10 protein-coding genes are annotated in these 13,064 nt (G+C 63.2%); 8 read left to right on the top strand and 2 right to left on the bottom strand.

What is annotated here, in order from left to right; genetic code table 11:
* Positions 1 to 6: 6 nt before the first annotated feature.
* The 6 genes from prfA (at position 7) to LB557_RS11760 (ending at position 8,131) form a co-directional block, all read left to right on the top strand.
* Complete coding sequence (prfA, locus tag LB557_RS11785; RefSeq protein ID WP_224644078.1) at positions 7 to 1,086, top strand: peptide chain release factor 1; 1,080 nt, start codon at positions 7 to 9, stop codon at positions 1,084 to 1,086.
* Positions 1,079 to 1,957: a peptide chain release factor N(5)-glutamine methyltransferase gene (gene prmC, locus LB557_RS11780; RefSeq protein ID WP_224644079.1), complete on the top strand. Its 879-nt coding sequence runs from the start codon at positions 1,079 to 1,081 to the stop codon at positions 1,955 to 1,957. The genes prfA and prmC overlap by 8 nt, the downstream gene beginning before the upstream one ends.
* A gap of 304 nt (positions 1,958 to 2,261) precedes the next feature.
* The gene (locus tag LB557_RS11775) at positions 2,262 to 3,248 is read left to right on the top strand and encodes a DUF4167 domain-containing protein (RefSeq protein WP_224644080.1); all 987 of its coding nucleotides are present in this window, start codon (positions 2,262 to 2,264) and stop codon (positions 3,246 to 3,248) included.
* A 218-nt stretch (positions 3,249 to 3,466) separates the two neighbouring features.
* A complete protein-coding gene (clpB, locus tag LB557_RS11770; protein ID WP_224526130.1) occupies positions 3,467 to 6,073 on the top strand; it encodes an ATP-dependent chaperone ClpB in 2,607 nt (868 codons plus the stop codon).
* Positions 6,074 to 6,133: 60 nt separating this feature from the next.
* Positions 6,134 to 6,499, top strand: coding sequence for an MmcQ/YjbR family DNA-binding protein (locus LB557_RS11765; RefSeq protein WP_015315606.1), 366 nt, complete (start codon positions 6,134 to 6,136; stop codon positions 6,497 to 6,499).
* A gap of 147 nt (positions 6,500 to 6,646) precedes the next feature.
* On the top strand, positions 6,647 to 8,131 hold the full coding sequence (locus LB557_RS11760) for a L,D-transpeptidase family protein (protein ID WP_224644081.1): 1,485 nt from the start codon (positions 6,647 to 6,649) through the stop codon (positions 8,129 to 8,131).
* Between the two features lie 52 nt (positions 8,132 to 8,183).
* Here the strand turns inward: LB557_RS11760 and LB557_RS11755 are convergent, their stop codons facing one another.
* Positions 8,184 to 8,816, bottom strand: a complete 633-nt coding sequence (locus tag LB557_RS11755) for a TMEM175 family protein (RefSeq protein WP_224644082.1) — start codon at positions 8,814 to 8,816, stop codon at positions 8,184 to 8,186.
* A 254-nt stretch (positions 8,817 to 9,070) separates the two neighbouring features.
* Between LB557_RS11755 and LB557_RS11750 the strand changes: the two genes are divergently transcribed.
* Positions 9,071 to 10,636, top strand: coding sequence for an MFS transporter (locus tag LB557_RS11750; protein ID WP_224644083.1), 1,566 nt, complete (start codon positions 9,071 to 9,073; stop codon positions 10,634 to 10,636).
* Between the two features lie 3 nt (positions 10,637 to 10,639).
* Here LB557_RS11750 and LB557_RS11745 read toward each other — a convergent pair whose 3' ends face one another.
* Positions 10,640 to 12,610, bottom strand: coding sequence for a M23 family metallopeptidase (locus LB557_RS11745; RefSeq protein WP_224644084.1), 1,971 nt, complete (start codon positions 12,608 to 12,610; stop codon positions 10,640 to 10,642).
* A gap of 202 nt (positions 12,611 to 12,812) precedes the next feature.
* Here LB557_RS11745 and LB557_RS11740 point away from each other — a divergent pair.
* The coding region (locus LB557_RS11740) for a hypothetical protein (protein ID WP_224644085.1) at positions 12,813 to 13,064 on the top strand (252 nt) is incomplete at its 3' end.

Genomic DNA, 13,064 nt, shown 5'->3' with positions numbered 1-13,064 from the left:
CTCATCATGGTCAATTTGCCCCGCGATCGTATGGATCAAGTCGTCAAGCGTTTCGAGATGCTCGAAGCGCAGATGTCGGCTGGACCGGCGCCGGATGCCTATGTGAGGATGGCATCGGAATATGCCGAGTTGCAGGAGATGGTGGCCAAGGTCAGGGAATTGCGCTCTGCCGAGCACGAGCAGGCCGACCTCGAAGCGATGCTCGCCGACAAGGGCACCGACGCCGAGATGCGGGCGCTTGCCGAGGCAGATCTGCCCGGCGTCGAGGAGCGCATCGAGACGCTGCAGAAAGACATCCAGATCCTGCTCCTGCCCAGGGATGCCGCCGACGACAAGAACGCCATTCTCGAAATCCGCGCCGGCACCGGCGGCGATGAGGCGGCACTCTTCGCCGGCGACCTGTTTCGCATGTATGAGCGCTATGCCGCCGAACGCGGCTGGCGGTTCGAAACGGTATCGGCCAGCGACGGCGATGCCGGGGGCTTCAAGGAAATCATCGCCACGATCTCCGGTATAGGTGTGTTCGCCCATCTGAAATTCGAATCCGGGGTGCATCGCGTCCAGCGCGTGCCGGCCACCGAGGCCAGCGGGCGCATCCACACGTCAGCCGCCACAGTCGCCGTGCTGCCGGAAGCCGAAGAGGTCGACATCGACATCAGGGCCGAGGACATCCGCATCGACACGATGCGTGCCTCCGGCTCCGGCGGCCAGCACGTCAACACCACCGATTCCGCGGTCCGCATCACCCATCTGCCGACCGGCATCATGGTGGTGCAGGCGGAGAAGTCGCAGCACCAGAACCGGGCCAAGGCCATGCAGATCCTGCGCGCCCGGCTCTATGACATGGAGCGCAGCAAGGCGGATGAGGAGCGTTCCGAGTCGCGCAAGTCGCAGGTCGGTTCCGGCGACCGCTCCGAGCGCATCCGCACCTACAATTTTCCGCAGGGCCGGGTCACCGACCATCGCATCAACTTGACGCTCTACAAACTCGACCGGGTGATGATGGGTGAACTCGACGAAATCGTCGACGCGCTGATCGCCGATCATCAGTCGAAGCTGCTGGCCGATATCGGCATCGATGGCTGACCATCCGCCCGCGGCGCTGGGGCCGCTGCTGCGGGACGCGCGGACCCGGCTTGCCGCAGCCGGCATCGATGATCCCGCGCTCGATGCGCGGCTGATCGTCGAGCACTATTCCGGCACGACGCGCACCCAGGCGATCGCCGACCCGGAGTGCAAGATCGACGGGAACGCCATCGCCGCGATCGACGGCGCCTTGAGACGGCGAGCCCGTGGCGAGCCGGTGCATCGCATCCTCGGCTATCGCGAGTTCTACGGTTTGCGCTTGTCGCTGTCGCCGGAGACGCTGGAGCCGCGACCGGACACCGAAACGCTGGTCGAGGCGGTGCTGCCCTTCGTCAAGGCAATAGCCACGCGGGAGGGCACATGCCGCATCCTCGATCTCGGCACCGGAACGGGCGCGATCGCCCTGGCGCTGCTGAGCGTCGTGCCGGCCGCGACCGCCACCGGTGTCGACATCTCCGCCGGCGCTCTGGCCACGGCGGCCCGCAATGCCGGGCAATTCGGCCTCGGCGGCCGGTTCACGGCGGTTCAGTCAGACTGGTTTAAAAAAGTTTCCGGCCGGTACCATGTAATTGCCGCAAACCCTCCCTATATACCAACACAAGAGATTGGAAATCTGCAGGACGAAGTCCGCGATTTCGACCCGCGCCTTGCCCTTGATGGCGGTGTGGATGGGCTGAACCCCTACAGGATCATCGCCGCCGAGGCGGCAAGGTTTCTGGAAGCCGAAGGCAGGATTGCGGTCGAGATCGGCCACACGCAAAGCAACGAAGTCAACGATATATTTCGCGCAGCCGGTTACGCGGCTGGCGAGGTTTTTAGCGATCTCGGCGGAAACGACAGGGTTCTTGTTTTTCAACGAGCAACGTCTTGACGCAGTGCAAAAAAAGCGCTTGGCAATACCGGGGAATGCGGCTAGGGTCGCCTAACCGGATGAGACGAAGCAGGCAGTGCTCTTAGCGATTCGGTTTTTCCTTGGAAATAGCTGCCTTCTTGCGCAAACGACGCCCAAGCTTCGTGCGGGAATCGTCCGGCAAGTGATGTAACCGGAAACAGGATGACACGTGGCGCCAACGCAATCGATGCGGGCGAACGCCGGTGAAGAAACGAAACGGCTGGCTGCATGAGCGCCTCCGTTCGTGAAGAGTTTTTCAAAATTTCAAGATGAAGAGAGTCGAATGAGGCCACAACAGCAGAACAGGCGCATGCGCGGTCGCAACAACAATGGCGGCGGCGGTGGCAATAACAACAACAATAACAACAACCGCAAGGGGCCGAATCCGCTTACGCGCAATTACGAGAGCAACGGCCCGGACGTGAAAATCCGTGGATCGGCTCAGCAGATTGCCGAAAAATACGCCACGCTTGCCCGTGACTCGCACAGCTCCGGCGACCGGGTGATGGCGGAGAACTACCTCCAGCACGCTGAACACTACAATCGCATCATTGCCGCCGCGCAGGCGCAGATGCCGATCCAGAACGTCCAGCAGGCACGCGACGAGTTCGACGAGGACGGCGATGACGATCGCGACGAGTTCGACAATGCCGGCAGTGGAGCCGGCAACAGTGGGGCGGGCAATAGCAGCGGCAATGCCGGTTCCGATCCACAGCTTCCCGTAATCAACCATGGCGCAGGTCCGCAGCCGGTGATCGAGGGCATGCCGGCGGAGGTTGCGCTGAACCGGGAAAACGGTCGCGACAATCGCGACAACAGCGGGCGCGACAACAGCGGGCGCGACAATAACGGTCGCAACAATGGCGGCCGCGACAACGGTGGCGGGCGCCATCGCGATCGCCGCCCCAATGGCGGCTACGGCCAGCGCGACTACGCTTCACCCGAACAGGGCGGACAGCAACAGCGCAACGAGGCCCCGGGGCAGACGGAAGTCCAGGCAGAGGCCGCTTCGCCGCCCGAGACGGTCGCGGCGGCCGAGCCGGCTCCACGGTTCGAGAATTTTTCACCGGCAGGTCTGGCCGCTCAGGCCGAACTCAATGAGGCGGCCGCCGAAAGCGGTGCTGCCCGCCGTCCACGGCGTCCGCGCCGTCCGCGCACCAATGCCGATCAGGTCGAGAGCGGCAGCGAAAATGGGGATGCGGCCGAGACAGCGGCGGCTCCGGTCGACAGCGGCGGTGCCGAACCCGTGGTTTCCGACATCGACAACTGAGCGAACGGCATTCAAGGCCTTGAGCGGCGGAGAGAAATCTCCGCCGTTTTCGTTTGGGCTGACGTGGAATATTATGCACCTGCCATATTGCGACATCTTGAGGGGCAAGGGTCCATGCACCATATCTGGCCTGAACAGGATCCGGCTCGAATGGGCGGGTCCGTCACCGCAATCTGATCCGGTGCCGCAAAGCGGGCCGGTGATGGAAGGAGACAAATATGAACCTTGAGAAATACTCAGAGCGCGTGCGCGGCTTTATCCAGTCCGCGCAGACCATGGCGCTCTCGCGCAACCACCAGCAATTCACCCCCGAACACATTCTGAAAGTCCTCGTCGACGATGACGAAGGCTTGGCCGCGTCGTTGATCGAGCGCGCCGGCGGCAATGTCCGCGATGTCAAGCTCGGCGTCGAGACGGCGCTCGAGGCGATGCCCAAGGTGGAGGGCGGCAATGGCCAGCTCTATCTGGCACAGCCGCTGGCCAAGGTGTTCTCGACCGCCGAAGACCTGGCCAAGAAGGCCGGCGACAGCTTTGTCACCGTCGAGCGGCTGCTGCAGGCGCTTGCCATGGAGAAATCGGCCAAGACCGCCGAAATCCTGGCCAAGGCCGGCGTCACCGCGCAGGCTCTGAACCAGGTCATCAACGACGTCCGCAAGGGCCGTACCGCCGATTCGGCGAGTGCCGAACAGGGTTATGACGCGCTGAAGAAATACGCACGCGACCTCACCGCGGACGCACGCGCGGGCAAGCTCGACCCCGTGATTGGCCGCGACGACGAGATTCGACGCACCATCCAGGTGCTGTCGCGCCGCACCAAGAACAACCCGGTGCTGATCGGCGAGCCGGGCGTCGGCAAGACGGCGATCGCCGAAGGGCTGGCGCTGCGCATCGTCAATGGCGACGTGCCGGAATCGCTGAAGGACAAGCAGTTGATGGCGCTCGACATGGGCGCGCTGATTGCCGGTGCCAAATATCGCGGCGAATTCGAGGAGCGGCTGAAGGCCGTGCTTTCGGAGGTCACTTCGGCCAGTGGCAACATCATCCTGTTCATCGATGAGATGCACACGCTGGTCGGCGCCGGCAAGGCCGATGGCGCCATGGATGCGTCGAATCTCCTGAAGCCCGCGCTGGCGCGCGGCGAACTGCACTGCGTCGGCGCCACCACGCTCGATGAATACAGGAAGCATGTCGAGAAGGATCCCGCCCTTGCCCGCCGTTTCCAGCCCGTCTTCGTCGACGAGCCGACAGTGGAGGACACGGTCTCGATCCTGCGCGGCCTGAAGGAGAAGTACGAGCAGCACCACAAGGTGCGTATCTCCGATTCGGCACTGGTGGCGGCGGCGACATTGTCCAACCGCTACATCGCCGACCGCTTCCTGCCGGACAAGGCAATCGACCTCGTCGACGAAGCCGCCTCGCGGCTCAGGATGCAGGTCGATTCCAAGCCCGAAGCGCTGGACGAGATCGACCGCCGCATCATGCAGCTCAAGATTGAACGCGAAGCGTTGAAGGTCGAGACGGACGATGCCTCGAAGGACCGGCTCGCCCGCCTGGAAAAGGAACTTGTCGGCCTGGAAGAGGAATCGACAGAGATCACCGCAAAGTGGCAGGCCGAGAAGCAGAAGCTCGGGCTAGCGGCCGACTTGAAGAAGCAGCTCGACGAAGCGCGCAACGACCTTGCCATTGCCCAGCGCAAGGGTGAGTTCCAGCGCGCCGGCGAGCTTGCCTATGGCAAGATCCCGGAACTGGAAAAGAAGCTGAAGGAGGCCGAAGCCCAGGACGGCAAGGCCGGCATGGTCGAGGAAGTGGTGACGCCCGACCACGTCGCCCATATCGTGTCGCGCTGGACCGGCATTCCGGTCGACAAGATGCTGCAGGGCGAGCGTGACAAGCTGCTGCGCATGGAAGACGAGATCGGCAAGCGTGTCGTCGGCCAGGGCGAAGCGGTGCAGGCCGTTTCCAAGGCGGTGCGGCGTGCCCGTGCGGGCCTTCAGGATCCGAACCGGCCGATCGGCTCGTTCATGTTCCTCGGGCCTACCGGCGTCGGCAAGACGGAACTGACCAAGGCTTTGGCCAATTTCCTGTTCGACGATGAGACGGCGCTGGTGCGCATCGACATGTCCGAATACATGGAGAAGCACTCCGTCGCCCGGCTGATCGGCGCGCCTCCCGGCTATGTCGGCTATGAGGAAGGCGGTGCGCTGACCGAAGCGGTGCGGCGCCGGCCCTATCAGGTCGTGCTGTTCGACGAGATCGAAAAGGCGCATCCGGATGTCTTCAACGTGCTGTTGCAGGTGCTCGATGACGGCCGGCTCACCGACGGGCAGGGCCGCACCGTCGACTTCCGCAACACACTGATCATCATGACGTCTAATTTGGGCGCCGAATATCTCGTCAATCTCGGCGAAGACCAGGATGTCGATGCCGTACGAGACGAAGTGATGGGCGTGGTCAGGGCATCGTTCCGGCCTGAGTTCCTCAATCGCGTCGACGAGGTGATCCTGTTCCACCGGCTGCGCCGCAAGGACATGGACCGTATCGTCGAGATCCAGCTCAAGCGGCTCGAGAGCCTGCTGACCGATCGCAAGATCACGCTGTCGCTGGATCCCGAGGCGATCGAGTGGCTGGCGGCCAAGGGTTACGACCCCGCTTATGGTGCCCGGCCGCTGAAGCGGGTGATGCAGAAGGAACTGCAGGATCCGCTGGCGGAAAAGATCCTTCTCGGCGAGATACTGGACGGCTCGACGGTCAAGGTCACGGCCGGTTCCGACCGGCTGAATTTCCGCTCCAAGCCGGCGATCGTCGCGGCCGAGGTTGCGGCCTGATTTCAGACGCCGCGCGTCCACCGTGCGCGCGGCGTTTTTCATGCGATTGGCGGGGGATTGATGACGCTGGACGATTACAACGGCTTCTGCGCTTCGCTGCCTGCAACGAACCACGTGGTGCAATGGGGCGGCGCCCATGTCTGGAAGGTCGGGACCAAGGTGTTTGCGATCGGTGGCTGGGATCAGGGTCGGCAGCTCTTCGTCACCTTCAAATGCTCCGACATCGCCTATGACGTGCTCAAGGAGCAGCCGGGCCTGCGCCCCGCGCCCTATCTTGCCTCCCGCGGCATGAAGTGGATCCAGCGTCAGACAAGCCAGAGCATGGATGATGGTGCGCTGGAGGACTATCTGCGCGAGAGCCACCGCCTTGTTGCCCTTAAGCTGACGAAGCAGGCGCGCAAGGAATTGGGGCTTGGCGCAAGCTAGCCAATATTCCCTGAGGCGCCGGAAAACCGCCATCTTCATGCCCGGTTCATGTTGGAACCATATGGTGGGTAACTGGTTTGCTGGCGAAGGGTTCGCCGAACTGAACAATGCCGGCGGCGGCACATACGGACCGGAGAGTTTCGCACGATGCTGCGCACTATCTTCACCCTTTCGGCACTTGCCGCGGGACTGGTGTTTTCCAATGCGTTCGCCGCGCCGACGCATGACGGTGCCGCCCAGCCTGTCCGTGCGTCCGGGAGCGGCGGCATTCTGCTCGCGCAGGACGGCAATCTCGACATTTATTACGATGCCAGGGGCAATCGCGTCATCGTCGATTCGGATACCGGCAAGGTGATCGCCATCCAGCCGCCGCAGACACGGCTCGACCGGCGGGCGCTGCGCCGCGAGAGCCGGATGCGTGAACTTGGCCGCGCACCCGCCGACGATGACCGCTACTATCTCGACGATCCCCAGGACATGGCCCGCTTCCGCCGCAGACAGCTGGAAGAGGAAGGCCGGGTCATTCCACCGCCCGCCGACGAATACGATCCTGACGGAAGTGGTTCAGTCGATGCTTATCCGCCGGCACCGCGGGAGGACGGCAGTTACGACAACAATTATCCCGACGCGCCGCAGCCGGGTACAATCAAGCGCCAACCGCTGAACGAGGCGTCGATAGACCCCGTCCGGCCGGCAGACCCGACGGACCAGGCAGCGCCCTCGGACCAGGCGGCATTGCCGCCAAAGGCCGGCGGCAAGACGTCGGTCGATCCGTCGCTTTCGCTGGGCGCACGCCAGGATGTCGCGGCGCTGCAGGTGCTGCTCGACCGGGGCGGGGCTTCGCCTGGCGTCATCGACGGGCGCTTCGGTTCGAATGTCGACAAGGCGCTGGCGGCCTACAATCAGATCAACGGTAGCAGCCTCAAATCGACCGATTCGGTCGGCATCCAGGCCGCATTGTCGCAGTCCGGTGGCGACGCGTTCGCCAACTACACCATCACCGCGGAGGATGCGGCCGGCCCCTACGTCGCGTCGATCCCGGAAGACTACAGCCAGAAGGCGCAACTCGACCGCATGGGCTTCACCTCCGTCACCGAGGCGCTGGCCGAGCGCTTCCACATGGACGAGAACTATCTCAAGGCGCTCAATCCGGACGGCAACTTCAATCGTCCGGGCACGATCATCAAGGTCGCGAATTTCGGCAAACTGGTTTCTACCCCTGTCGCCCGCATCGTCGCCGACAAGGGCAAGAAGGAAGTCTTTGCCTATGACGGGTCGGGCAAGCTGGTCGCGGCCTACCCCGCCACCATCGGCTCATCGGACACGCCGTCCCCGACCGGCATCCATGCCGTCTCGCGTGTCGCGCTCGATCCGAACTACACCTACAACCCCAACATCAACTTCAAGCAGGGCGAGAACAACAAGATTCTGACCATTCCGCCTGGGCCGAATGGCCCGGTCGGATCGGTGTGGATCGCCCTGGACAAGCCGACTTACGGCATCCATGGCACGCCGGAGCCCTCGAAGATAGGCAAGACCGAGAGCCATGGCTGCGTGCGCCTGACCAATTGGGACGCGCGTGAACTGGCCAAGCTGGTCTCGCCGGGCGTGCCGGTGGAGTTCGTCGAGTAGGGTATGTCGATATCCAGGCGATGCCGGCCTGACCTGTATCTCAACATAAATCTCAGCCAATGATCCTGCGCACCCACTTCACATTCGGCGTTGCCGCGTAGATAAACTGCACCACCAGAATGAAGCCGACGCTCGCCAACGGGGTGATCAGGCAAAGTGCGGCGCCGACGGCCCACAGGATCTGCGCCTTGACGATGCGCAGGTAGACCGTGCGTTTCGTTTCCGCATCGACGTCCTCCGCGACAAGGCCGCTCTTCTCCGCATATCGCCAGCTGACGAACAGCGTGATGCCGAGCATCAAGAGGTTGAGCCAGTAAACCAGCACCGCGGTCCTGAATTCCAGAAAATCGGCCAGAAGGTCGGTCGAGAACGGCAGGAGCGCGATGAAGGCGAGAAAGCAGAGGTTCAGCGTGGCCAGCCGTCTGTCGGATTTGGCAACCAGGCCATGCTGGGCCTGCTGGCCGAACCAGAAGATGGTCAGGGTCAGAAAGCTCAAGGCATAGGTGAGGAAGCGTGGCGCGAGTGCCGCGATGGCGGCGAGCAGATCATGTTCGGAGTGGATCGCCTCATGCGCCGGCACCCTGATCTCGAGCACGATCAGGGTGAGCGCGATTGCGAACACGCCATCGGTGATACCGACAATACGGCCGCGCCCCTCAACCGATGCTTCGAGCGGACGCTTCATCGATTTCTCCTGCCTGCGGGTCCTGGAAAACCTAAAGCGCGTCTCGTCGAAACGGATTCCTGCGACACGGTTTAAATCTTGCCTGATGCATGTCGTTGTCGCAAAAGCCGAGGTCACTTTTGCGCGACATGCATTAGCATGACTGCCGCGGTTTGCATCGGGGCAGATGCGATCCCTGGCAATATGGCTGGTTTCAAGGACAACAAGCCGCTGGCCGGTTGTTGCCGCCGCGCCGACGGTCTAATGAGGGTGACATGCATGCGCCCAATCAAGCCGCCGCCGTTCCGCTGACCGCTCCGGTCGCGAATGGCACGTTCTGCCCGCAATCGCAGCGGCGTTATGTGTTGATCGCGGCGATCCTGGCCTCGGCGCTCGGCTTCATCGACGGATCGATCCTGGCGATCGCCATGCCGGCGATCCGCGTCGACCTCGGCGCCAGCCTTGCCGAGGCGCAGTGGATTTCCAATGCCTATGCGCTGACACTCTCAGCGCTGATCCTTGCCGGCGGTGCCGCAGGCGATCGGTTCGGGCTGCGCCATGCTTTCGTGGCCGGCATTGCGCTGTTCGTCGTGACCTCGCTTGCCTGTGCGCTGGCGCCGAACGCTGTCGTGCTGATCGCATTTCGCGCGCTCCAGGGCATCGGCGCCGCGATCATGGTGCCGGGCAGTCTCGCCATTATCGCCAAGGCCTATCCGAAGAAGGAACGCGGCAGGGCGATCGGCATCTGGGCGGCGGCCTCGGCGCTGACCACCGCTCTCGGCCCCGTGCTCGGCGGCCTGGTGCTCTCGGCTTTCGGCGGCGGCATCTGGCGGGCGATCTTTGCCGTCAATCTGCCGCTCGGCCTGATCTCGATCTATCTGCTACTCGCCAAGATTCCGGCCGATGCGCCGACGGAGAAACGCAGCCTTGACCTTGCCGGCGGGGCGCTTGCGACGCTGGCCTTCGGCGCGCTCGCCTATGGGCTGACTTCAATGAGCGCCAGCGGCGAGAGCCATATGGCCGGTCCAAGCATTGCCGCCGGCGCCGTGCTGCTTGTCGTCTTCATCCTGTTCGAGCGGCGGCAGCGCGAGCCGATGATAGATCTCAGCCTGTTTCGCATCGGTGCTTTCGCCGGCGCCAACGTCGCGACGTTCTTTCTCTATTTCGCACTGTCAGCCAATCTTTTTTATCTGCCGATGCTGCTGATCGCAGGCTGGGGGCTGAGCACCGCCGAGGTCGGCTTCATCTTCCTGCCGCTGTCGGCGGCGATCGCGCTTCTGTCGGGACCCGTCGGCAAGCTGTCGGACCGGATCGGGCCCCGTTTTCCCATTGCCTGCGGCAGCCTGATCGTGGCGGTTGCCTTCGCCGGGCTGGCCTTGCTCGCCTATGCCGGCTTTCACCATTTCTGGACCGGCATCTTCCCCTTGATGGCGCTGATGGGGCTCGGCATGGCGTTGGTCGTATCGCCATTGTCCACCGCGATCATGACGGCGGTGGAAGACAAGGACACCGGCGCGGCTTCCGGCATCAACAACGCCGTCTCACGCATCGGCGGTTTGATCGCGGTGGCGGCGATGGGGTCGCTCGCTGCCTGGATCTACGCCAATGGCCTGGAGGTAAATGCCGCGCCCGGCGTGCCTGGCTTCGGCGAACCGCCACCAGCAGGACTTTCGCCGGCACTCGATGCAGCGAGGATCGCCGCCAGCGACGCGGCCTTTTCCGCCGTCTCCTTGGTGACGGCGCTGCTATGCCTGCTTTCCGCTGTCATTGCCTGGACGACGATTTCGGGCGAAGCGCTGCCTTGGTCGCGGCGTGCCGAACCTCGGCAGGACGAAAGCTGAGTCTCAGCCTTCGATCTTGGCGCTGGCGACCTTCAGCGAATTGCCATCTTCCTGTTTCAGCAGATCGTCGATGCGCTCGCGCTCGCGCTTGAAGGCGACGAGATCGTCGCCCTTCAGCACCTTGCCGACCGGTAGACGGACGCGCATCGGATCGACTTTGGTGCCATTGACGATCAACTCGTAGTGCAGGTGCGGGCCTGTGGCCAGGCCGGTCTGGCCGAGATAGCCGATGGTCTGGCCCTGGCGCACGTGCATGCCCGGCTCCATACCTTTGGCAAAGGCACTCTGGTGATTGTACGAGGTCTCGTAGCCATTGGCATGGCGAATGATGATCTGCTTGCCATAACCGCCGGCCCAGCCGACCTTCTCGATGACGCCATTGCCGGCCGCGATGATCGGCGTGCCGATCGGGGCTGCCCAGTCGACGCCTGTGTGCATGCGGACATAGCCGAGGATCGGATGCTTGCGGGCGCCGAAGCCGGAGCGGAATTTTCCGGCGGGCAGGGGATTGCGCAGCAGGAACTGCTGGGCGCTCGAGCCGTCTTCGTCGAAATAGTCCGTGCTGCCGTCCTGCATCTGGAAGCGGTAGAAATTGCGCGTCGTGCCGCCGAAGGTCGCCGAGACATAGAGAAGCTCGGAATTGTCCGAGGTCTGGTCGTCGCCATCAGGCTGCGAGAACAGCACTTCAAGGCGGTCCGAGGGATTGAGGCGGGACTGGAAATCGACATCGGATGCCAGGAGCTTGATCAGCCGCTGGGTCATCGCCTTGGACATGCCGTAGGAATAGGCGGCGCGGTAGATGCCGTCATAGACGTTGGGCAGGTTGCCGCGCACCACTACCGGCGCCGACGAATCGTCGAACGCGGTCAGCAATTCGGGATTGGGCTCGGGCTCCTGGGCCGGCACGTACTGGCCGCGGTCGTCGAGCGCGATGGTGACGATATGCGTGGTCTTGTCATAGACGCTTGTGCGCACGACCTTGGCGGCATCGCCGTGGACCTCGAGGCCAACACGCAGCACGGTACCTGCCTTGAGCGCCGGCGCGTTGAGCAACTTGGCGATCGCTTCGGCCATGCCGATGGCATCATCGCCCGTGTAGCCCGAATCGGCGAAAGCCTCCGTGAGGTCGGTGTCCTTGGTGAAGGGGATGATTTCCTCGGCGAAAGCCGGTGCCTGGTCGTCCGCGTTGGCGCGTGGCGATACGGAGACATTTTCCGGCACGATCTTCACGTCATAGGAGCCGGCCATGCTCTCGGCAAAGGCTTCGCCGAATCGCTGCGGATCGACATAATGAAGCGAAGCCACCTGCACGGCGCCGTCGCTGAGGTCGGTGCCGGCTTCGCGTACCACTTTTTCGACTTCGTCGGCCGACAGGTCGCTCTTCTCGTCGAAGGAAGCCGTCGCGATGGGGAAATCCACGGTCTTCAGGCTCATTTCGCTTTCGACCTTGGCGCCGTAGATCTGGCCAGAGGCGGCCGACGCTGTCGCCGGCTGCGCCGATGCATCGTCGCCGTCGTCGCCGAACACCTGCATCGGGTCGAAAGGGGGGTAGGCCCGGCTGGTGGTGTGGCCTGCTGCGAGTGCCATCTTGATCTGCACGAAAGGCATGGTGTGGATGACATCGCGGTCGCCGACCTTGGTGACCATCGACACTTCCATGCGGCGGCGATCCTTTGCCTTGGCGATCTGGCGCGGCGCCACCAGCCTGGTGGTCTTTGCCACTTCGCCGGAATCGCCGTTGCTGGCAAGGCCGATCAGTTCGGCGATCTCGGGTGGGGTCGCCAGTTGCTGGCGACCATCGAGAGCGGCGAACAGCGCGACGCCCATCAGCACGCTCGAGGTTACACCGGTGAGGAATGTTCCCGACAGCCAGCGCGCAGAAACCTCACGCCGATCGGGCGGGCCGCTGCGGCCGTCCGCAATAAGCGGCGGCTCATTGCCGAGTTCGGCTATGACATCTTCCGTATCTGGCATCCAGAAAGGCTGCTTCTTCCCCGGGCGGAACGGCTTGTCGCTTTTGTTGTGGCCATGACATTTGCCTGTCACGGCAGGTTAAGTCAACGAAGCCTCAGGGCCCGGTCGAATTCCCCTCGTGCACTTCATCTTATAGAGCACTTCTAAAAGCGGGCGGCGTGCCTTCATCCACAAGGCTCTCGCGCACGCCCTTACGGCGCTCTTGGAAGAGGGCATTGCACGGCTGTGCTCGCGCCCTCTTTTGCTGGCCCTGGTGTCGAACGGCAATGCGGCGGCAATAGGGCTCCTTCGTGGCCTCCTCCTCCTGTTGTCCCGTGTTCCCCTGGGGCAGCCGGCTATCGACAAAGCGCGCCCGAAATTTCTGTCGCAAAAAGTTCAAAAACATTTGGGAACGGTGTTGACAGTTTTGGTTGGTGGCGACTATATACGCCTCACGAACGAGGGCGGTGCGCCG

Origin of the sequence: Mesorhizobium sp. BR115XR7A (assembly GCF_020165315.1) — a bacterium.
Taxonomy (GTDB): Bacteria; Pseudomonadota; Alphaproteobacteria; order Rhizobiales; family Rhizobiaceae; genus Mesorhizobium; species Mesorhizobium australicum.
Note: the sequence above shows the minus strand (reverse complement) of the source record. Positions and strands in the feature narration are given on the sequence as shown.